16 protein-coding genes and 4 pseudogenes are annotated in these 20,714 nt (G+C 51.7%); 9 read left to right on the top strand and 11 right to left on the bottom strand.

The genetic code is table 11. The annotated features are described in order from the left end of the window. Nucleotides 1-2: 2 nt before the first annotated feature. On the bottom strand, nt 3-3,194 hold the full coding sequence (locus L0C21_RS16030) for a bifunctional cytochrome P450/NADPH--P450 reductase (protein ID WP_259279409.1): 3,192 nt from the start codon (nt 3,192-3,194) through the stop codon (nt 3-5). Between the two features lie 147 nt (nt 3,195-3,341). Between L0C21_RS16030 and L0C21_RS16025 the strand changes: the two genes are divergently transcribed. Beyond that, nucleotides 3,342-3,923 (top strand): TetR-like C-terminal domain-containing protein, encoded by a 582-nt coding sequence (locus L0C21_RS16025; RefSeq protein ID WP_259279408.1) that lies wholly within the window; start codon nt 3,342-3,344, stop codon nt 3,921-3,923. Between the two features lie 78 nt (nt 3,924-4,001). On the opposite strand, the pseudogene L0C21_RS16020 reads toward L0C21_RS16025, so the two are convergent. After that, nucleotides 4,002-4,337 (bottom strand): annotated as a pseudogene (locus L0C21_RS16020) (transposase domain-containing protein); the annotation flags it as partial. 183 nt (nt 4,338-4,520) lie between these two features. Then, the gene (locus L0C21_RS16015; protein ID WP_259279407.1) at nt 4,521-4,676 is read right to left on the bottom strand and encodes a hypothetical protein; all 156 of its coding nucleotides are present in this window, start codon (nt 4,674-4,676) and stop codon (nt 4,521-4,523) included. Nucleotides 4,677-5,337: 661 nt separating this feature from the next. Here L0C21_RS16015 and L0C21_RS16010 point away from each other — a divergent pair. The 4 genes from L0C21_RS16010 to L0C21_RS15995 all read left to right on the top strand — a co-directional run bounded on the left by L0C21_RS16010 (nt 5,338) and on the right by L0C21_RS15995 (nt 8,539). Then, nucleotides 5,338-6,066 carry a lasso peptide biosynthesis B2 protein gene (locus L0C21_RS16010; RefSeq protein WP_259279406.1) on the top strand — a complete coding sequence of 243 codons (729 nt, stop codon included), beginning with the start codon at nt 5,338-5,340 and terminating at the stop codon, nt 6,064-6,066. A gap of 15 nt (nt 6,067-6,081) precedes the next feature. Beyond that, nucleotides 6,082-7,413, top strand: coding sequence for an asparagine synthase-related protein (locus L0C21_RS16005; RefSeq protein WP_259279405.1), 1,332 nt, complete (start codon nt 6,082-6,084; stop codon nt 7,411-7,413). Next, entirely contained in the window at nt 7,413-7,913 is a 501-nt protein-coding gene (locus L0C21_RS16000) for an asparagine synthase-related protein (RefSeq protein ID WP_259279404.1), read from the top strand. Before L0C21_RS16005 ends, L0C21_RS16000 begins: the two co-directional genes overlap by 1 nt. A 479-nt stretch (nt 7,914-8,392) precedes the next feature. Next, complete coding sequence (locus L0C21_RS15995) at nt 8,393-8,539, top strand: hypothetical protein (protein WP_259279403.1); 147 nt, start codon at nt 8,393-8,395, stop codon at nt 8,537-8,539. A 49-nt stretch (nt 8,540-8,588) separates the two neighbouring features. On the opposite strand, the pseudogene L0C21_RS15990 reads toward L0C21_RS15995, so the two are convergent. From L0C21_RS15990 to L0C21_RS15975, 4 genes and pseudogenes are all read right to left on the bottom strand, one after another. Next, nucleotides 8,589-9,215: pseudogene (locus L0C21_RS15990) on the bottom strand (IS3 family transposase); the annotation flags it as partial. A gap of 287 nt (nt 9,216-9,502) precedes the next feature. Then, the gene (locus L0C21_RS15985; protein ID WP_259279402.1) at nt 9,503-10,732 is read right to left on the bottom strand and encodes an alpha/beta hydrolase family protein; all 1,230 of its coding nucleotides are present in this window, start codon (nt 10,730-10,732) and stop codon (nt 9,503-9,505) included. A 73-nt stretch (nt 10,733-10,805) separates the two neighbouring features. Continuing rightward, nucleotides 10,806-11,978, bottom strand: a complete 1,173-nt coding sequence (locus L0C21_RS15980; protein WP_259279401.1) for a TolB-like translocation protein — start codon at nt 11,976-11,978, stop codon at nt 10,806-10,808. Between the two features lie 43 nt (nt 11,979-12,021). Further along, nucleotides 12,022-14,907, bottom strand: coding sequence for a TonB-dependent receptor domain-containing protein (locus L0C21_RS15975; protein ID WP_259279400.1), 2,886 nt, complete (start codon nt 14,905-14,907; stop codon nt 12,022-12,024). A gap of 793 nt (nt 14,908-15,700) precedes the next feature. Between L0C21_RS15975 and L0C21_RS15970 the strand changes: the two are divergent. Continuing rightward, nucleotides 15,701-16,263 (top strand): annotated as a pseudogene (locus L0C21_RS15970) (IS630 family transposase); the annotation flags it as partial. A 126-nt stretch (nt 16,264-16,389) separates the two neighbouring features. On the opposite strand, the gene L0C21_RS15965 reads toward L0C21_RS15970, so the two are convergent. The 3 genes and pseudogenes from L0C21_RS15965 to L0C21_RS15955 form a co-directional block, all read right to left on the bottom strand. Continuing rightward, nucleotides 16,390-16,677 (bottom strand): sensor histidine kinase, encoded by a 288-nt coding sequence (locus tag L0C21_RS15965; RefSeq protein WP_259279399.1) that lies wholly within the window; start codon nt 16,675-16,677, stop codon nt 16,390-16,392. After that, nucleotides 16,650-16,823 carry a hypothetical protein gene (locus L0C21_RS15960; protein WP_259279398.1) on the bottom strand — a complete coding sequence of 58 codons (174 nt, stop codon included), beginning with the start codon at nt 16,821-16,823 and terminating at the stop codon, nt 16,650-16,652. Before L0C21_RS15960 ends, L0C21_RS15965 begins: the two co-directional genes overlap by 28 nt. 78 nt (nt 16,824-16,901) lie before the next feature. Beyond that, nucleotides 16,902-17,015: pseudogene (locus L0C21_RS15955) on the bottom strand (winged helix-turn-helix domain-containing protein); the annotation flags it as partial. A gap of 470 nt (nt 17,016-17,485) precedes the next feature. Between L0C21_RS15955 and L0C21_RS15945 the strand changes: the two are divergent. The 3 genes from L0C21_RS15945 to L0C21_RS15935 are packed head-to-tail and all read left to right on the top strand — an operon-like array spanning nt 17,486 to nt 19,814. Then, nucleotides 17,486-18,631: a DUF1428 family protein gene (locus L0C21_RS15945; protein ID WP_445557832.1), complete on the top strand. Its 1,146-nt coding sequence runs from the start codon at nt 17,486-17,488 to the stop codon at nt 18,629-18,631. 39 nt (nt 18,632-18,670) lie between these two features. Further along, nucleotides 18,671-19,327: a glutathione S-transferase family protein gene (locus L0C21_RS15940; protein WP_259279397.1), complete on the top strand. Its 657-nt coding sequence runs from the start codon at nt 18,671-18,673 to the stop codon at nt 19,325-19,327. A gap of 19 nt (nt 19,328-19,346) precedes the next feature. Next, complete coding sequence (locus L0C21_RS15935) at nt 19,347-19,814, top strand: SRPBCC family protein (protein WP_259279396.1); 468 nt, start codon at nt 19,347-19,349, stop codon at nt 19,812-19,814. An 18-nt stretch (nt 19,815-19,832) separates the two neighbouring features. Here L0C21_RS15935 and L0C21_RS15930 read toward each other — a convergent pair whose 3' ends face one another. Continuing rightward, a complete protein-coding gene (locus tag L0C21_RS15930; protein ID WP_259279395.1) occupies nt 19,833-20,663 on the bottom strand; it encodes a DUF4163 domain-containing protein in 831 nt (276 codons plus the stop codon). Nucleotides 20,664-20,714 lie beyond the last annotated feature (51 nt).

Below are 20,714 nucleotides of genomic sequence, written 5' to 3'. Positions count from 1 at the left end.
CCTCAGGCGAACACGTCGGAGACATAGCGGCCGCGCACATGCTCGAGTTCATCGGCCCACTTTTCGGCTTCGGCGTCGCTATACCCGGTTGCTTCCTTGAGGATCTTGACCAACGCCTCGCGCACGGCCGGGGCCATGTGCTTGCCATCGCCGCAGACGAAAACGATAGCGCCCTCGCGAAACAGCGCCTCGATGCGCCGGCGCTCGGCCCAGACAAGGTGCTGGACGAATTTAATGTCCCCATCGGGCTTTGCCGAGAACGCCGGTAGAACTTCAACCACGCCGTCCCGCTGCCAGGAGGCAAGCTCCTCATGATAGAGGTAATCGACCTCCGGGTCCGTCGTCCCGAAGAACAGGAGCGCAGGGCCCACCTCCTGGCCGGCCGCCTTCTGGGCCGCCCGCTCCTGCAGGAAGCCGCGAAAAGGCGCAATCCCTGAGCCCGCACAGATCATGATGATCGGCGTCTTCGGGTCGGCAGGCGGATGAAACCTGGCGTTGGATGGGCGCACGGCGATCGATACTCGGTCGCCGGGCTGCAGGCGCGCAAGATAAGACGACGCCACACCCTGATATCGGCCCTGGCCGGAGAGTGCCGGGGCATCGACCACCGACACCGTGAGCGTGGCATGCTCCGGATTCCACAAGGGAGACGAGGAGATCGAATACTGCCGCGCGCGCATCGGCGGCAGCATGGCAAGATACGCGCCGAGGTCGATCTCGCAGGACTGAAACTGCTCTAGAAGATCGATCACGCTTGCTCTTTTGCCGAGCACCTCGGCGTCATAGTCATCACGGGCGAGCCTCTCCAGTGCTTGCTTCTCCGGCGGGCAGCGGGTGGCGTTCGCCAGGGCCGCGACCTGGGCCTTTGTTGCTGGCTGGGATAGCTCGACGAAGCTCGCGAGAAGATCGCCGCAGCTGATCGGCTGGTCGGTCGGCAACCCACCCGCGTTCGCGCCGCGCGCATGCAGGATGATCCGGGTGTCTGAGGCAATGCCGAAGCGGCGCAGCACGCGGTTGACGAGAGCATCCGGGTTGCGGGCAAGCACAGCGAGATAATCGCCAGCGCGGTAGGACATGCCCCTCGGCAAGGCGAACTCGATGTGGCGTTTGGAGCCGGCGATCCGCTTCGAGACATCCACCAGCTCGCGGTTCTCAACCACGATGCCCTGCTGTAGCTCGCCGAGCCGCAGAAGGGTCTCCCGCCCGGCCCGCGCAAACTCGACGACCAGCTTGTCATCAACGGTGGCGTCAACTGGCTCGCGGCCGAACGCCCTCTCGAACTGGGGCCAGATCTTCTCGTCCCAGGCATCGAACATCCCGAAGAAGTCGCCGCCGGAATCCGCCTCGCCCCGTTCGGCGATGCGCTTCGCGCCGGCCGCAGCTAAGGCAGCATCTACCCGTTTAGGGATGGCCTGATAGGTTCTCGCCCACTGGAGGTTGCCGCAGCCGAACACTGCGTATTTGAGTCCGGCGAGCGCGCCGCTCCCGAGCCCCTCGACGTAGCTGACGAACTGGCGCGCATTGGCGGGCGGCTGGCCCTCATAGGAGGCCGTCACCACGATCAGAGCACCTGATCTCGGCAGGCGCCCGGCAAACTCATCCATGGCGCCGACCGTCGGCCGGAAGCCATGGGCTGTGGCTTCCACCGCCAGACGGTTGGCGAACGCCTCCGATGAGCCGGTGTTGCTGCCATAGAGCACCAGAAGATCCGTCGCCTTCTCGTCCAGCGGCGCGAGGCTAGGCGCCCGCCGCAGAACTGACGTCGGCGCGGCGAGCGCCGGTGTGGTGAGCAGAGTGCGCGCCAGCGACCCAGATTGCCGCCGGGCTTTAGCACGGATGTGCAGTCCCTCTGGCTTGATGGTCAGCGTCTCGTGAATCCTCAGCGTGTAGCCTGGATCATCGAGCACGAAGTCGAAGCGCTGGAGCATCATGGAGAGAACCAGCTGCGCTTCCTGCATGGCGAACGGCCGGCCGATGCATGCGCGCGCGCCATTGCCGAAGGGCTTCCAGCAATTTGGCGGCAGCTTTGCGGCGTTCTCGGGCGCGAACCGCTCGGGTACGAACGCCTCGGGGTCGTCGCCCCAGACCGCAGGATCGCGATGGAGCATCGGCGCCAAAATCATCACCGTGTCCGTCGGCGCGAGCGGATACCTGCCGGCGAGCACGGTGTCGGCCAGAGGCTTGACCGCAAAGACGGAGGCTGTCGGCCAGAGGCGCAGGCTCTCCATCAGGATCTGCTCAATATAGCGCAGCTGCGCCAGATGCTCGACGCGGGGCATCTCGTCGCCCAGAACCTCGTCGACAAGGCCCCGTGCCTTCTGCAGCACGTCGGGGTTCTTGAGGAGGAGATAGGTGGCGAAAGACAGCAGCCCGCTCGTCGTCTCATGGCCGGCGATCAGGAACGTGACCATCTGATAGCCGATGTTCTCGTCGCTGAGCTTCTCGCCGGTCACCGGATCGACACCGTTGAGCATTACGTTGAGCAGGTCGTCCTTCTCGGCGCCATGCGGATCACGCCGACGCTCATTGATGAGATCATGGGCGACCTTGCGCAACAAATCCTGATCGGCGGCATACTGGCGCGCTCTGGACAGCAGAAGATTGTTCACCAGCCCGAGCCGCCGGGCCCGCAGCCCCGCTTCGCTGAGCGCACCGACCATGGCACCGACGAAGGGGTGCATCTCGTTCTGATAGAAGCTGTTGAAGCGGTAGTTGAAGGCGCAGAGCGCGATCGTATCGAGCGTCAGCCGGGTCATGTTATCGGCGACATCAATCACGCTGTCAGGGCCAAACCGCTCCCAGCGGATGAACATCTGATCGGCAATATCCAGCATCTGAGGGAACATGGAGCGCACGCCGATCGGTCCGAACGACGGCATCAGGAGCCGGTGGGCCTTGGCCCAGTTCGGCTCCTCGTTGTAGGCCGTGAACAGGCCGTCGCCGCCAAGGGCCCGAAGCTCTTCGAGCGCGAGGTGCACCTTCTTGTTGAAGCGTGTCTCGTCGCAGAGCTCATTGGCCAGCTCTTGGGAGCTGGCGACGTACACCCTGCGGTTGAAGATCCGAAGCTTGAAGAACGGCCCGTACTCCTGCGCCAGGCGCATGAGGCTCTGCACGGGCCTTGCCGGGTCGATCTCGGCAAGGTTGCCGACAATGGGCTTAAGCGGAGGCTGCGGGACGGCGGCGGACGATGACAAGAGCGCGGCTCCTTGACCTGTCGGCAACGATAATTTACAAACGTAAATGATAAGGAGATAATTGACGTTTGTAAAGTGGCCAAGTGAGGTGCCATGGACGCAAGATTGGAGAGAAGCCGGGACGCGATCATTCAGGCAATCACGCCGATGATCGAGACGACGCCGCTGGCGGATATATCGATCACGCGGGTGGTCAGCGAGGCCGGCGTGACGCGGCCGACCTTCTATCAGCAGTTTCCAGATATTCTGGCGGCGGCGCGCGTTGCCGCCTTCCGCCGGCTGGAGACGGCATTTCCGTTCCCGAAGCCGCTGCTGCCGGGAACAGTGCTGACGACCGAGAGAGTACGGGATTGCATCGTCAAGCAAGCCGAGCCTCTCTTCGAGCACTTGGCCGCCCACCGGGCATTTTACGTGAGCGTAATGGACGAGGCCGGCACCGCCGGGTTCTTTGACGAGCTGATCGACTTTACCGCAGCTAGGCTCCTGCCTGAGGCGATGGCCGCCTCGGCAGGCTCTCCGGAGCGGGTAGCCATTACGACGAAGTTCTTCGCCGGCGGCCTTACCTGGCTGACCATCAGGTGGTTGCGAGACGACACGACGTCTTCAGCGGCGGTCATGTCCAGGCAGGTTGCAGACCTGGTTGCGAATTTCATCGGAGGCGTCGTGTCGGCTGAGAGCGATCAGGCGTCACAACAAACTGCCCCCTGTCGGCATGAGGAATTTCCATGAAGGTTCATCTGAACGAGGGCTTTCCCCAGCGTAAGCGCTGTTTTCAGAACACGGAGCTGTTGTAGCGGGTTGAACAACAGCCCAAGGTAGAAGGTCGTCGAGACGCTTTGCCGGGTAGCCCTTGACAACCGCCGTCAGGGTGTCTGTCAGGTAGGCTTGCGGGTCGAAACCGTTGAGCTTTGCGGACTTGATCAGGGAGGCGATGATGCCCCAGTTGATTGCTCCCTAATCTGATCCAGCGAAGGGGGCATTCTTGCGATTGAGGGCGGTAGGCTAGATTGCTCGCTTGACGGCATTGATGTCCAGCTCGATCCGGCCGTCATCGAGGAAGCGGGTTAGATCCTCCCACAGTGGCGGGGTATAGCGGAAGGTCTTAGACAGGCGGGAGCGTCGCGACAGGCGAGCGAGCTGGGCCGTGACCGCTTGAACAGCGTGCGATCGAGACCACAAGTGACCAGCACCTTACGGAACCGCACAAACGCCGTGCGCTCGGGCGTCGGCTCGGCGCCGGAGAAGCCGTAGAACCGGCGGAACGAGGCGCGATCATCCAAAACCTCGGTCAGCTAGAAGCAAAGCCCCGAACATCGCTAGTGGCGATCAGGCAGCCTCTCCTTTAGCACGGGCATGGATCGCAAACAACTGAGCTTTGATCGGAGTCCAATCGACGAAGCCTGACAGCGCGTCCAGAAAAGAAACCGCCTTCGCCCTAACAGCAAACCCAAGCTGTTCCTGGCCGAAGCAACGATCCGCCATCAGTACCTCCTCTGACTGGAAAGCCCAGTGAATCGGGGGATTCTAGCCACGTCCAGACCGACCGGCGCACAGGTCTCCTAGCATCCAGAAGACTCTATCTCAAATCGAGGGAGACTACCGGGGCTAGGTCAGCCGCGTTGCCATCTCCATTCATTTACAATGAGGCATTGTTGCTCGTGAAGAGCAGCATTGCATATTGAATACTCTTTCAAAGTAATCTCGCAATGCACTACAAATAAATTATGCAGTCTATAGTTTTCATATTTTAAAATTATTTACTTAAACAATTTATAGTTTTTTTGTAAACAAATATGGCCCAATACAGGGCAACACACCAATGGAGGATACAATGAAACTTGGCAAAGTTACCGAGCAAACCAAGGCGGATTTCGTTAAGGGCGTGGACCCGATTGATCCGACTCAGCTGTATCGCTAAATAATTATCAGGAGACGTGCTTCTTAGGAGGCACGTCTCTTGTTACATTCGATATTGCCTTATACACTCAAATCACACAATAAAATATCTTTCAAACTCGCAACTATATATCGTGTTAGACAAATATAAATCATCCATATTCATCATTAAGCATAAACATACATGTAGTAAAGTTCTTCACCATAAGAACGTCAGTCATCTCGATATCAAATTAGGAGATAGGTCATGAAAAACAATGAGATGACATATTTTCGGATCGGAAAGGTGTATATAGCAAAACTAGAAAATAGTTATGTTATCGCCAATCTTAATAACAATGAATATTATTATTTTGACGGAGCCAAAGCATTATTTTTTGACCAATTATGTCTCAATCATTTCAATCCTGGCTCAAATAGAGCTACAGTGAAATGGAGCACTATTAAGCCTAATGATGAAATATTCTCCAAAGAAATTTTAGATAATTCCCTAATTTTGATTAAAAATAGCTATATAGAAATTGAGAAATTTACAATAAAGCACCCACACGAGGGAACCACATACCCATGGCCGACTGAGGAGATAAATATTAATTTGCTATACGTAGCATCATTTATGTTTTCCTATATCTTAGGAAGCATACTCTTTATGATACAGAAGCCGATGCTATCGGCAAAATTTGTCAAACTGATAAAATTTCGGCGTCAATATAACAAATATAATATACAGCAAATCAATAAAACATTTAGTATATTTTCGCGTATCAGGAAATATTTTTATACTGCGACCGAGAAATGTTATTATGATTCCCTAATTTTATCAATCTATCTCGGTCTCCTGGGTTATAACCCAAAGTGGATTTTCGCGGTGCAATTACACCCCTTCAAAGCGCACTGCTGGGTAGAAGTGGATTCCGTAATTGTCAATGATGATATTGCACATGTTACGCCGTACAATCCCGTTTTCGCAATTTAGATAGGAGCGCATAAAATGTTCGGATTGATTGCGATTTACAAAAACGGTAGGGATACGGCGAGTCGCACTGGGGCAGTCATCGAAAATATTATTAGGGATAAACTTCCATTTTACGTAAAATGCTTAGATAACGACAATTTAATTGTATACACATTTACTTCAGTTCCAGAGTTTTTTCAAATAATACGAGTTGGTTCGTCCGGCATCATTGCTGGCAAGATATTTAAGAAAAAGGACAGGGTGTCTAATAGCTTAAGGCAAGAAACATTTACAGATCTCAGCGTAGAAGAAATAATGCAATCTGATGGAAAAGCACTCATCTCAAATTACTGGGGTCACTATATTGCTGTGTGTCTTAATGAAGCAAGCGGAAATGGCTTTGCTCTTCATTCACCTCTAGGTGGTATACCATTATACTATACCAACATCTGTGACTGCAAAGTATTTTTTTCGAGACCAGTAGATATGGCCTCAATGGAACTGTCCAAATGGCAAATCGACTGGGACTACTTAAAATTTCATGAACGGTACTATTTTTTAGACACAGAGGATTCTGGTTTTCAAGAAGTCCGAAAAATACTACATGGACGACGCCTTAAATTCTCTATCGATCATGAAGAATTAGAAAATTTATGGCCGCTTAGTGATCTCTGCAAGCCTATTGACTATGGTTCACCATACGAACAAGCCAGAATTTTTAGAGATACACTTGTTGATTGCGTGGGGGCATGGGCATCTTGTTTTGATAGAGTATGCTTAAGATTATCCGGCGGATTAGACTCCTCAGTTGTCGCTTCGGCGATCTGGTTATCAGGTGTAGCGACAGATGTCATTTGTTATAATTTTTATGGACCGACAGCGGAGGGAGATGAGCGGGAGTATGCTCGGGCTGTCACAGAGAAACTAGGCTATAAGTTGATTGAGATAGCTGATAAGCCTGCCAATCAACGGTACGATCTACTGCCAAAATTTCCGTTAAGTGCTAAGCCATTGGATGAGATCATCTCGGCTTTTCGTGGTCCTACAGAATTCCCAATTCTCGAGTCAACTAATAGTAAAGTAGTATTTAGTGGAATGCCGGGAGACGCCATATTTTTTCAAGGTAATGTCAATTTCGCAACAGATTATCTGATAGACAGGGGATTTGATCTTGGTTTTATTAGGGCTGCTCGCTGGGCGGCAAGACGAACCAAGCAATCTATATGGGCAATAGTATTTGATGCTTTGCATTATCGGTTTAATAACAATGATGATATTGTCCGTGACAAGTTGGGAATGAGTGAGGCCCCCTGTTGTCTGATGAAAATTTCAAGGCGGCCCATGAGAATCATAGGATACTTGATTTAATGAAGTCGCTTGAGGGCCGAGGTCCAGCAAAGAAATTTCACGCAATGCTCGTTTCTAAAGCACCAAAAATACTAGCGACGGGACCTACCGGCATTCAATATCTCACTATTGATCCTTTGGTTTCACAGCCCTTCTACGAGCTATGTCTTAGTATACCAATCTATGATCTTGTATGGAAAGGTTGGGATCGGGGTTTGACGCGTCTGGCATTTTCCGACGTGCTCCCTCGGTCTGTATTAGTCAGAGAAGCTAAAGGCGGCATAGAAACATTTTTAGATGAAGTTTTTCTAGATAATTTATCGTTGTTTCGGCAATATTTTTCTGAAAGCGAGTTGGTGAAGCACGGTGTACTTGATAAGCAGAAGGTTGAAACGGGTCTAGCAGCTGAGATGGGACAAGGAAAATTGGCACGACAAGCATTCTTAGTGTCGATAGGAACGGAAATATGGGTGCGTCGGTGGTTAGATCATATCAATAGGTCCAGGGCGCTTACGTGTTAAGAAGTGTTTGTAAGAAAATTTCATTATTAACATGTCATTTACTAAGTTATTGAGCAGTCTTTCCAAACGATTGTGGTCTGATTTCAATGGCCGAGGTGGCCTTTAACAGCATGATGCCTTGAATAACGCACTGAATTGCGGGCCCACCGGTGCTTGATTTTTCAGGCCCGTAATTAGGCTCTGAGTGCAGTGGGTGATCCGCTGGAGCACCTGGCTACAGTGGTGAACTTCGGGTTTTCTCCAGCCTATTGATTGTAGCGCTCTGACGCAGTGTCGATGGCAAGAGCGGGCGACCGCCGTTCGATCTGATCATGTGATGTTCAAAGGTAAGCGCGGTTCGAAAGTCACCTTACGAGGCTGCCGCGTGGCCTGTTGATTATCGTCCTTCTCTGGAGAGACGGCGGGCATGGGCATGGACGATAACGTACAAGATCTTTCGGACTGGCTGCTGCTTCTAAATTTTCTGGAGGGAGCAGAACATGATCGAGAACGAAGGGGGCCCGGGCATGGGCGAGGTCATCCGCATCGATGAAGCTCGGATCCGAGACCATCTGGGCGAGATGGTGCGCGGGACGGTCGAAGAAGCGATGATCGAAATGCACCTAGTGGACGTATCCATACGCTGAGTGAAGACATTACCGAAGTGATCTTCCCTTGTTTTCCTGGACATGGGGCTTAGCTCGCTTGCCGTTCGGCTTGTTCGGGTGTCATGTACCCGATCGCGGACTGGAAGCGAGCTCGATTGTAGTATGTTTTAATATAGGCGAACAGTGCACGCCTAGCCTCCTCGCATGTCGCGCAGCGCCGCTGATGGACGAGCTCCACCTTCAAGATGTGGAAGAAATTCTCCATTGGCGCGTTGTCATAGCAGCAGCCTTTGCGGCTCATCGAGCCCCTGGCGCCGATCACGGACAATTGCTGCCGATAGATCTCGGCGATATGTTGGCTGCCCCGATCCGAGTATATATGAGGCCGCGCCAGGGGCCCCGGCGCCGCACCGCCATCAACAGCGCGGACAACGGCAGCTCGGTTCGTATGTGCGCGCGTGCATCCCCAACCAGCGACCTTGCGCGTCGTAAGATTAAGGACGGCGGCCAAACACAGTCAGCCCTCACTCGTGGAAGTGTAGGTGATACCAGCAAGCCAGATGCGGTTCGGCTCTGCCGTCTGGAGGTTCCGCGCCAACAAGTTGGGCGTGACCGGCAGTACATGGCGGCTGTCGGTGGTAGTCGGGCAGAACCGCCGACCCGCTACGGCCCGAACGCCATGCGAGCACATCAGTCGCACGACGCGATCGGGACTGCACCAAGATCGGCACGGCTAAACCTGCTGACAATTTCCAGCCCCTCGCTTGGCTCGAGGGGCGCACTGCACCCGTGTAACGCGAAGTCCGCCCCATTGAGGAATATCAACCGGAAATCAGCAGACCACGGCTCCGGAACAAACGATATCCAGCCACTCGCTCGCCCTCGTACCACCATCAAGCCGAAATCAAATGTTTTTTGATTATCCAATTTTCAAACAGGCACTCAAGGATTTTTAGTAACTAGGAATTTTATAGCCACAAGTTTTACATCGAGATCATCTAACTATTGCTTTATCTGCTGTAAGGACGCGTTGTATTGAGCCTTCTGACGAAGACGGCGCCATGTGGCGTATTGCTCTTTTTTCGAGGCTACGGTGTCCTCTCTGCCGCTAAGCCAAAATAACATCCAGTCAACCGTACCTTGGGACGAAGTATAACGTTGCTGAGGATTTTGAGGAGCATGCGAGGCGCCGTCATAAACATAGAACTCAACAGGCTTGCCAAGGCGCTTCATGATCGTAAATACATCATACCAGGCCACCGCACCAATCCTATCGTAAGCTTCAAGGCGTATTGCGGCGGTTATCTTATCCAATTTGTAGACTGGGTTGCCTTCAATCCATTTAATTAAGCCGTCACCCCACGGGTGACCTCCAACCTGCGCTTCTATCCACGCAGCCATGTTTTTAGGCCAACCCGCGGACAGAAAATAGGCCAGGGGACCAACGGGTGCTGCATCGGCAATTACGGCGGCCCGGAGTTTAAATTTTCCGCTGGTCAAAGCCGACAGCACCGCTCTCCCACCAGCACTCCATCCCACCATACCGATGCGATCGGAATTAACAATACCTTGCTCAGACAGTTGATCAATTATAGTTTTAACTGCTGTTGTAAAGCCATCATTGGCTTCGGGCCCCTGCTGCGCTGCTTCATTCGCACTACCACTACTCATTGGACTCATCTGTAAAACTACTACTCCTTGTGCAGCAAGTGCACGCCCTGCAAATGGCGCAGTCTCCTCATTATTACTGCTATCGCGCAAATACACCCTCTCGTCAAAGCAATGCACTTGAATTACAAGCGGATAACGATAATCTTTACGAAACCCTGGAGGAAAAATTAAGCCACCCTTCCAATTAGCACCATCAGTGGTATTCCAATGAATAACTTTCACTTCCGGCATTTCCACGTATCGCAAATGCGGATTAAGGTCCGTTAACCTGTATTCACTACCGTTAATCGCATACTTCACATAATAATCCGGTGGCGTATTCATATTCTGCCTTAGTATTATATCAATCTGGCGATGGCGAGAAATCTCCTCTACACTTTTTCCCTCTCCCTTAACCACCCATCCATGATCGGAACGTGCCAGCGCAACTATTGATGTCTCTTCTGGCAATATCGAGGCATTTGAAAGGTCAATTTTACCTCGGCGTACTTCTAAAAATAACACACCGTCAGGGCCCAAATACGTGTTCGTATATATAGTTTTGTTTGATTCCATATCCATAATTGGGTCGTTAAAACTATATATTACCCGATATTTACCAGTCTCCACGTTCAGTTCAACTATGTGTAGCTTCTTATAGTAATCTGATGCCCCCCCCTCGCGGTATAAACGTATGAGTTAGAATAACAGTTTTTCCATCGCGCAACCAGTGACCCGACGCGTAAAAACCAAGGTAGGCTACCGGCGCATCGAATACAGGCCTTGTCTTCCCTTTCTCAACGTCAACAATCAAAAACTGACCCGCCATAGAAAGACCTTGCCCGACAACTCCGTCGTCGTCTCGCCTACCCGCCACTTCTGACCAGAAGTCCGACTGCCCGATCCTTTTGAAAAAATATTCCCAATGCGCCGGCGCCTTCGAATGCGGGGCTGCAATGACGGTCGCCCAGCGCCCATCCGGCGAAAGAGTAAGCCGTGGCATCGCTGGTACCCACGTAAACTCTCCAGAGATCGCTTTGCCTGGTTGCTGAGCAAATGTTGCAAGTCCTGCCTTATAGATTTGAAATCGCTGGTATGGAAATCTTTGAGCAAGTCCCGGATGGTTGCACATCCCAATATGAACTGGGAAAGCAAAATTACCAACTTTCTCCGGATAGGGAAATGCTGTTGGGCAAGTCCTGATATTTCTCGCTAAATAAATAATAGTATCTGATTGTAGTGATATGGAGTAATCTTCAACTGATCCAGGTGAGTTAGTCAATCTTCGTAATTTTTTTTCAAGAATATTATACAGATAAACATCTCCAGAGTCACCTTTTTTCGCAGCAACGAAGGCCAGCTGTTTTCCACCGTCCAACCATTTTAATCGCCGGATTGGAGATGGATGGTGCCCCTCATAAATAAAAGCGAAATCATCGCTATTTATCTCAACGATCGGCTCGCCTTTTATGCCATCCAGATTGCCATTTCTTATCATCTCTGATTTTATATCAGATATTTTATACAGCCATAATGTATACTTACTCGAATTTGAATTGATATTAGCTTTACTGGTTAATATAACAAAATTCTCCCCATCTGGAGAATATGAAGCAATATCCGGCTCTATATTTAACGATGTTGTCTCTATATACCTCGGTTGAGTCATCTCTATACTTTTTTTCATGTCAAAAATACTAGTTAACTTTTTATTCAAACCATTTTTGGGAATTTCAGCACCTTCGTGACTTATTGCAGGCGATATTACGCCTACGGACAATAGAATTATTGTAAAAATGCCTAATCGTCTACCTTTCTTGTCTCTCATTGGAAAAACCTTTTTATTATTGAGTTACTCCGTATTTACGACATCACCATTTTTTTGACAAGGTCAGTGATATAAAACGCCCAATAGGATTGGAATTTGCCGCGTCAAATCCCCGAAAGGCATCGACAAATGGCGGATCATTATCAAATAAGTTAATACAAGACAATGTGACAGTTGTATTTTTTATCAGAGAATCATCAGATAATACCGGTGGATCAAACGATACTGAGAGGTCAAATGTAGTCCATGATCCAATATTCGGGCTGCGATTAGAAAGTGGATTACGGTAATTATCATAATAATTAATAATCATTGTTGCCGACAGACCGCCTTCGTTGTACCACGTAGCTGTTATACGAGATTTTAAATCTATTGGATTGCCATATGTATTTAAATTTGAACTATATGGCGATGTAGGCGTAAGACGGAATTTATGATTGAAAATATAGGAAGCTGCTGCCCTAATTAACAATGAGCCTGTATCTGTTACTGGAATATTTATGCTAGCTTGACCATCAATTCCTTCAACTACACTTTGGGCTTGATTTAGTGTACGTCCATCAATAATGACCTCCGCCAGACTAGGGTTCAAACAAACATCTGGCAAGTCAATGTTTTCCGCTAACGCACAAAGGGATAATACATCTTCTGAAGTTGGATTCCTTCTTATAATATTTTTAAAACTTTCTTCTCGGGCTAAAATGTCCGTCTGAAGCGGGTTGGCTACTATACGATTTTTAAAGTTTATATAAAAATAATTTGCACTTAGGCGCAGATTAGAGAGATCCGGAGGTGAAATATCAACACCAACTGACCATGTGTCCGCCTTCTCGTTTTCCAGTTTCGGAGCGGTACCAGTCAAAAACACTGTATAGCTTGTGCCAGTTGCAGAACGTGGGTCCGCAAAGGGCAAGGCTGATAGCGTCGTTTCGGCTATTCTATTCGCGAGGCTGGGCGTGACGAACGAAGTTCCATAACTGGCATGCACCTCGAATCCAGATATCAATTCCCAATTAAAACCGATTTTAGGGTTAAAAGTTGACTGATTTATTTCAGCGCTCCTTATCGGCTGAACTGGCTGATCTTTGTACCAATCCTGTCGACCAGAAATTGAAAGCGTAAATTTATTAACGATAGGTATCCCGTGCTGTTCATTTAGAATTGGCCAGAATAGCTCACCAAATACGGCATAAATATCCCTCTTAAATCGCTTGCTACCAATGGCGCTATTCGAGCTATTGCTGCTAGCAAATTCATGCCGGAAGTTCGCTCCCACAGCGAAACGCGGGGCACCTATGCCGCCTGAAGCAAGAACACCATCCAAAATCGCGTTAAATTCCCAAATCTCAAAGTCAGTAGATATGGTTAATGGAGGTGCAATAAATGAAAGTGTTTCTGGATGATTATCCGACCCATCACCGAATGGATTGAATACACGATCCGGATCCTTATAATGCAAAGCGGCAATGAGGTTTTGATTATTTAAAGAATTTTCCACTCGAGAATTTGTTTTTTCTTCACTGTAGCTGCCATCTGCTCGCAAAAATAAATCCGAGTTTATTTTGTACTCAGCCCCTATTACCGCATTGTAACTTTTTATATTGGATTTTTTCTTTGTTTGATCAAAATCTTCGCTAAAATTGTAGGCTAAGAGCAGCGGGCGCTGATCACCGTAAGCATCTACATAAAAGGGATGACCTGAATCAACGGTCAGAAAGGTTATAGGTGACTGAATATTATCTACAACTTTGCGATCCCCAAATCGGGCCTCGGCAAACAAATCTAACGATTGAAATAATGAATAGTTTCCGTTAACATATATGTTGTGTTTCCGTTGTTTGGGGAGGAGGTCCGTGCCTGCGGTCACGCTCGCTAGACTGGCGAGTTCTGGGGGTAAAAGACTGTTTGGCGACAAACTGCGCCCATCTTGACCCTGAGGTATTCCGAAAACGATATTTAATGTTAGAGGATCAACTATATTCGCCGGCGATGCGGCAACAATCCTCCGATCTTCGCCTCCTAGCTCCCGCAAGTCGTCTGTTTTAGAATAAATTCGTTCGTCATGATATAAGTTTCCTCTTCTGTAGAAGTCATATGCAATGAGAACGGCACCACGCTCTCCGCTTAGACCAAGAGATTGACTGATGTTAACCTCCGGCATGTTTCCGCTAGTCGTATGGCCATACCGAAGACGAGTTTCGGCCCCGTCATATTTTTTTTTCAATATTATATTGATAACGCCGGCTACGGCATCAGATCCATATACGGATGAGGCGCCGTCGGGTAGTATTTCAATTCGCTCGATGACCGATACAGGCAACGACGATATGTCGACTGAAGTCGTATTCAGACCAATCGACGGCAATCGCCTACCGTTCAGAAGAATTAGCGTGGCTTTAGCCCCCAATCCTCGCAAATCAGGAGAGGTACTTGCAGTAAAATTCTGTGAACTTTCACTACTGCGCTTATTATGCTCGGATAAACCTCCACTAAATACTTGAGGTAAAGTTTGGAGTGCTTGGTGTACTGTTGCGTATCCAGACTGTTGAATTTCTTCATTTGTAATAATAACTGGATCTGCGCCAGCTGATGAACCTATACCCCTAATTGATGTCCCAGTAACGACAATATCGTTCTGGTGCATATAATAATTTTCGGACTCCTCATTATCAATATTTTCATTATTATGTTTATTTTCTGTACTTATAGACAAAGAATTCTGGTCATTGCTTGTGATAATTCTATCATTATCTTTCTTTGTGACCGATGTTTTCATAGACCGGCTATCATAGCGAGCACCTGCTGCGCTCAAAGCGTTCGCCTCGCTCTCTGATAAACGAGCTAGAGCAGTTAGAGGATGTATTGCGGCAACCAGGGTCGTTGTTGTCAAGAGAACTAACCTACGTAAATTAATCAGATCGTTTGCCATATTGCCCCCTTTTTTATTATAGTTACGTGAGGACGCTTTAGATACGACCAACATCACTGCCGTATCCGCTGATTAAAATACTTTTTTACACGCCGACGCAGCAGCAAATTTTTCCGCATAACAAGATATTACTAAGGTCGCAAATAACATCTTGTGGGGTTCGAAAGATTACGCTCCACTTTTCAAGCCATCCATTTATAAATAATAAACTTTAAAAATTTTATATTTCGCATATATCTACATTGGATACCCAAAATCAAATGATAGGTAAATTTATTACATTAATTTACAATATAAATTTGTCAAACAAAATTATTGCGAATAAAAACTATAAAATAATTTATTATTTCTTCAACACAAGACACTATAATTAATTTAATTATTATAGATGATATTTGTTGATCTATAATTCGAGACATTCTATAGATAAATACAATTTTAATTTGTATGTCCAATGATGCAACGATGTCAAGTGACAACATATTTTCCGTTACAAAAGTTTTAATTTTCTTGATTTAAATATTAACAAGCTCGTTGAGAGGTGATATATCCTATTTCTTTAAGCTTTTTTGGTTGTCGTTCATTGCACAGAGCTTCTGGAGATCTGTGCACGAGTAACCTTTTTCGGCTATTGATGGCTCATCGGGACTGTTGATGGCATCTCCATTTTCGAGACAGGCCGATGCCATCGAGCCATGCGCTAGCGTGGTTGTACTAGGATCTATCCAGCAGCAGAGGCAATGCTGAGGCTGCGTTTGAGGTTGTAGGAGATGGCGGTGAGGTAAACCTGGGCGGTGGCTTTGGCGAGGCTCGGCCAAGCCGACCGCGCATAATCCAGGATGATCAGATTGCAGCCGTGATTGAACGGACTGTAAGTTCGACACCGAGTGATGCCCCATTGGTCGACCCGCTCGATGGCAGCCGTAACCGGCTTTTCCATACAACAATCCGGCGAATCTGGAATGCCCTTGGCCTCCAGCCCCACCGCTCTGAGACATTTAGGCTGCCCAGCGATCCGCTGTTCGTAGACAAGGTGCGCGATGTCATTAGCCTCTATCTATCACCATCCAACAAAAAGCGCTGGTCTTAAGTGTCGATGAGAAGAGCCAGATCCAGACGCTTGACCGGAAACAGCCAGTCCTGCCGATGATGACAGGCATACCCGAACGGCGGCCCCACTCCTATGTCCGGCACGGCACAACCTCGCTGTTTGCAGCTCTCGACATCGCCTCGGGCTTTGTGATCGGCAAATGTTACACGCGGCATAAGGCAGTGCAATTTCTTAATCTTCTCAAGCAGATCGATGCCAACGTCCCAACCGGATTGAGTATCTACATCATCATGAATAATTACAGCCTCATTAGTGAAAGCGACAATGCTCGGCCCCCATCTTCTCGAACGTGAGCTTGACCCACAGGCCGGGATGGGTATCGGTCAGACGAAGCGTACCCCGGTGCGCCCGCACAACGGTCTCGACCAGGCTCAGGCCTCTGGCGTTGCACGGCTCGGGTCCAGCTGCACAAAACGTGTAAACACCCGCTCGCGCTGGTTGATCGGAATGCCGAGGCCGGTGTTGGCGATGCTAAGGCGCACCCAGCCCGCATCCACATCCGTCGCAACAGTGACCGTGCCGCTGGGGGGCGTATACTTGATCGCATCATCGATCAGGTTCACGACCGCGTGGCTGGCCAGCATCCGTGCCCCGCGGATGACGGCGGGCGCAAGCCGCGCCTGGATGCAGATCAGCGGCGCTTCCAGATCGTGCGCCATTCCGTCGCTCGTTGTGTGCAGGGCACAACCTCCTGACACCCTTGGCGGAACCGATCGGCAAAGCTATTCATCTCGGCTTTGACGAGGCTGTGCTGCTCTTCGTCCATGAACTGCACTGTCCTGAAATACTGGATGGTCAGCGCCATGGCCATCGTCGCCAAAGCGATGCTGGTGATCTATAGCGTGCTGCGGAACGCTGCGGATGGGACTAGCGCTGGGCGAACCTATTCCCCATTCAGCCGGTACCCTGCGCTGCGTACCGTCTGGAAAAGCGCGGTCTCGCCGGCCTGGTCGGTTTTAGAGCGGAGCCGGCTGATATGAACGTCGATGACGTTGGTCTAGTGGACGATTCAGCACGGCGAGGCATAAGAGCGGGGCAAGAAAGCGGATGCGCCTCTTCATCAATTTAGTTATCAGAATTGCATAATTTTTCGAAATTCTAGCGCGGCATGGCGCTGATTACCGCCTCGTTTGGCCCTCCCCTCGCCTTCGAGGGTAAGATCATTCCTGCGAACCAAACTATGGTTGCTGAAGTGGTTCAGGCCTGACGATTTTCCCCACATTGTGCAAGTTTCCGGTCCTCATGAAATCCACACTCACGGCCCCTTCGTTAAATGGTCACTTTTTATAACTTTTAAGTTGCTTTTTAGAATGCCCTTGCCATGCTAACTACAGGTGATTCGCGGGCAACCAGGCTTGGCGGTACGGCGACGCCTCACCGGCCTATGTCTTTCGCGTCCTCCAGTTTCTCTGCGTACCCAAGCGCACATTGCCGATTTCATCATCAATAAGATCATCGGGAAGAGACATGACCTACATCGATGGTTTCGTGATCGCAGTACCGACTGCCAACAAGCAGGCATTCATCAACCATGCACGGCTCGGCAACAGCGTCTTTATGGAACTGGGTGCTATCAGAATTCTCGAATGCTGGGGCGATGACGTGCCCGAGGGCAAGCAGACGGATTTTCGTCGCGCCGTGCAGGCAAAGGACAACGAGACGGTCGTGTTCTCCTGGGTCGAGTGGCCTGACAAAGCGACGCGGGACGCTGCTGTTGCTGAGATGGATCAGCGGATGAAAACCGACGATCACCTGAATCCGGAGAAGAACCCCATGCCTTTTGACGGCATGCGGATGATCTATGGCGGTTTCACGCCGGTGGTGACGCTGGAGAAGCCAAAGACCAACAGGCCGGGTGATTACATCTGGTACGAGCTGCTGACCCGTGATGCCGAAGCAGCGCAGGACTTTTATGCAAGCATGCTTGGCTGGCGCTATGCCGACAGCGGCCAGACCGGCGTCGACTATCGCATCATCAATGCCGGACCTCACAGTGTTGGAGGTCTTATGGCCATCACCCCGGAGATGGCCGAGCACGGTGCCCGGCCCACGTGGCTCGGCTACATCGCGGTTGCCGACGTCGACACTTGCGTTGCGGATATCCTGAGCCGCGGCGGGCAGGTGCTGATGCCAGCGATGGACATTCCCATGGTCGGTCGGATTGCGATGGTGGCCGATCCGCAAGGCGCTCCTTTCTACGTCATGCGGCCCCAAGGTGAGGGCAAAAGCCTCGCCTTTGCCGACGACTTCCCGCGTCCCGGCCACTGTGCCTGGAACGAGCTTTCAACATCTGATCAGACGGCTGCCTGGGATTTCTACGGGCCGCTGTTCGGCTGGACGCAAGACGGCGAGATGGATATGGGCCCAATGGGCAAATACCAATTCATCCGCCATCGCACGCTAATCGGGGCGATGATGCCGCTCCTCAAATCCGATAGGTCGCATTGGCTGCCTTATTTCCGTGTCGAGAATATTGATATAGCCAAGGCCGCTGTAGAGGCAGGCGGCGGCCGGATCACCACCGGCCCCGATGAAATTCCGGGCGGCGACTTTGCGATGAACTGTTTGGATCCGCAGGGTGCGCCATTCGGGTTGGTGGGCGGCCGGGCCTGAGACCTTCTTTAACCCAGAGAAATTCGAGAGATGTTCGCCATGCGTGAGCTTTATGGCCACCCCTTCTCCTCCTACACTTGGAAGGCGCAGATCGCGCTTCTGGAGAAGGAGATCCCTTTCACGCCCCGCATGATCGATGGGCAGCATCCGGACCACATTGCGACACTCCGCGAACATTGGCCGCTCGGCAAGTTTCCGATCCTGCTGGACCGGGGCCGCCCGGTCATCGAATCCTCGATCATTATCGAATACCTTGACCAAGAATATCCAGCGTCGCGCCGCCTTTTGCCGGACAACCCGCAGGCAGCGCTCGCCGTGCGGTTCATGGATCGGATTTTCGATAATCACGTCATGACGCCGGTTCAGGCAGTGGTGAACGAGTACCTGATTAACCGTGAGACGCCGGATGCAGCGCGGGTCAAACGGGCGCATGGCCTGCTGGAGACTATCTACGCCTGGCTCGATGAGCGTCTCGACAAGGACGGCTGGGCCTGCGGCGAGGAGTTTACGCTTGCCGACTGCGTCGCCGCGCCGTCGCTCTTCTATGCGGACTGGGTGCGCCCGATCAACCCCAGCCTCGTTCGTCTTCGGGGATACCGCACACGGCTCCTTGCGCGCCCCTCCGTTGCCCGGTGCATCGAAGAGGCAAGGCCGTACCGCCCTCTTTTCCCGCTCGGCGCGCCTGACAGAGATTAATGGAGAAACAGGAGGAATCATGACAACGGCTTCAACCGGCTGGGAACTCAGCGTCTCGCGCTTCATTGCGGCTAAGCCGGACGTGGTGTGGCACGCGCTGACGGACCGAGCGCCCGAATGGTTCTGCCCCAAACCCTGGCGCTTCGAAGTAGTGAAACAGGATCGCCGGCCCGGCGGCAGCGCCATCAGCGTGATGCACGGCCCCAACGGCGAACAGGTTCGCAACGAAGGCATCTACCTCGCCTATGAGCCCGGCAAGCGCTACGTCGTCACGGATGCCTTGACGGCCGACTTCAGACCGCAGGGCCCCTTTATGGTCGGCATTTGGGAAATCGAGCCCGAAGGTGACAGCACCCGCTACACGGCGCGGGCCCGCCACTGGACTGAAGAGGCCATGCGGCAGCATCAGGAGATGGGCTTCGAAGCCGGCTGGGGGATCTGCGCCGACCAGCTGAAGGCTCTCTGCGAGGAAGCAGTGGCTGCCTGACGGCAAGCGCGCGGCGGCTCAACGGGCCGCTGCGATTACCCCTGCATAATCTGGTCGCACCAGGGCAATGAGCGCGGGCGTTATGGGCAAGGTGATGTCGTAGGTGCCCTCCGCGTAGGGCCCGGCCTCATAAGGCCCAATTAGCACATGGATCGTGGTGAAGGCCCCATCCCTAACGCCCGAGGGGATGAGCACCTGTTTGGCAAGATCCGGGCATGTGTTCATCCAGTCGTCCGGTCCGGACGGGCTTGGCACCGGTGCACCGCGCCGCTTGGCGCGCTCGGCGTTCAAGGCCGGGCAGAAGGCTTCCTCCAGAAGCGTCATCGCCTTCTTGGCGTCGGTGAAGAGATCGATCGTCGCTATGTCACGATCATAGGTCCTGTCCCAGAGGATCGCATCGAACCCGGACATGCCGTGCGCGCCGCCCGTGAACACGTAAAACTCGCCCCGAAGCGCAAGCAGGGCGTTCGTGTTGCCCTCGACCGTCCAAGTCTTTACCGCCTCATGCGGATGGAAAGGGAAGCCTTGAGGGGCTCTTTCCTTCCGGTCCGCCTGCGCCGCCTTGAGGGCCTGCTGCCGCAGCGCCGCGGCTTCGGCTTGCAGTCGTGCATTGAGGGCCGGGATCGCCGCGGCCTCGGCTGGCCAGGCGTAGCGGAAATGAAGGGCCTCGCTGCCCTCCTCCAGTTCCACCGCCTCGGCTTGCAGCGTCTGCTGGGACGATTTCACTGAGGCAGCAGGCGGAGATTGCCCCTTATCATCTGCGGTCGTCGCCTCTTCCGGCTGGGGCGCCGAAGGCGCGCAGGCCTGAAGGAGGAGCAATAGGGCGAGAAATGCGGCTATCCGGGTCATGAAGTTATTCTACACCGGATTTTCCGTCTTCGCGCAACCACCACCATGTTA

The organism is Pedomonas mirosovicensis (genome assembly GCF_022569295.1).
GTDB classification, from domain to species: domain Bacteria; phylum Pseudomonadota; class Alphaproteobacteria; order Sphingomonadales; family Sphingomonadaceae; genus Pedomonas; species Pedomonas mirosovicensis.
Note: the sequence above shows the minus strand (reverse complement) of the source record. Positions and strands in the feature narration are given on the sequence as shown.

What these genes read in the sequence shown, in the direction of transcription:
- L0C21_RS16025 (WP_259279408.1), top strand. Translation starts at nt 3,342, where the DNA reads ATGATCGAGACGACGCCGCTGGCGGATATATCGATCACGCGGGTGGTC.
- L0C21_RS15980 (WP_259279401.1), bottom strand. Translation starts at nt 11,978, where the DNA reads ATGAGAGACAAGAAAGGTAGACGATTAGGCATTTTTACAATAATTCTA.
- L0C21_RS16010 (WP_259279406.1), top strand. Translation starts at nt 5,338, where the DNA reads ATGAAAAACAATGAGATGACATATTTTCGGATCGGAAAGGTGTATATA.
- L0C21_RS15960 (WP_259279398.1), bottom strand. Translation starts at nt 16,823, where the DNA reads ATGGCGCTGACCATCCAGTATTTCAGGACAGTGCAGTTCATGGACGAA.
- L0C21_RS15975 (WP_259279400.1), bottom strand. Translation starts at nt 14,907, where the DNA reads ATGGCAAACGATCTGATTAATTTACGTAGGTTAGTTCTCTTGACAACA.
- L0C21_RS16005 (WP_259279405.1), top strand. Translation starts at nt 6,082, where the DNA reads ATGTTCGGATTGATTGCGATTTACAAAAACGGTAGGGATACGGCGAGT.
- L0C21_RS15965 (WP_259279399.1), bottom strand. Translation starts at nt 16,677, where the DNA reads ATGGCGCACGATCTGGAAGCGCCGCTGATCTGCATCCAGGCGCGGCTT.
- L0C21_RS15995 (WP_259279403.1), top strand. Translation starts at nt 8,393, where the DNA reads ATGATCGAGAACGAAGGGGGCCCGGGCATGGGCGAGGTCATCCGCATC.
- L0C21_RS16015 (WP_259279407.1), bottom strand. Translation starts at nt 4,676, where the DNA reads ATGGCGGATCGTTGCTTCGGCCAGGAACAGCTTGGGTTTGCTGTTAGG.
- L0C21_RS15935 (WP_259279396.1), top strand. Translation starts at nt 19,347, where the DNA reads ATGACAACGGCTTCAACCGGCTGGGAACTCAGCGTCTCGCGCTTCATT.
- L0C21_RS15985 (WP_259279402.1), bottom strand. Translation starts at nt 10,732, where the DNA reads ATGGATATGGAATCAAACAAAACTATATATACGAACACGTATTTGGGC.
- L0C21_RS15945 (WP_445557832.1), top strand. Translation starts at nt 17,486, where the DNA reads ATGACCTACATCGATGGTTTCGTGATCGCAGTACCGACTGCCAACAAG.
- L0C21_RS15930 (WP_259279395.1), bottom strand. Translation starts at nt 20,663, where the DNA reads ATGACCCGGATAGCCGCATTTCTCGCCCTATTGCTCCTCCTTCAGGCC.
- L0C21_RS15940 (WP_259279397.1), top strand. Translation starts at nt 18,671, where the DNA reads ATGCGTGAGCTTTATGGCCACCCCTTCTCCTCCTACACTTGGAAGGCG.
- L0C21_RS16000 (WP_259279404.1), top strand. Translation starts at nt 7,413, where the DNA reads ATGAAGTCGCTTGAGGGCCGAGGTCCAGCAAAGAAATTTCACGCAATG.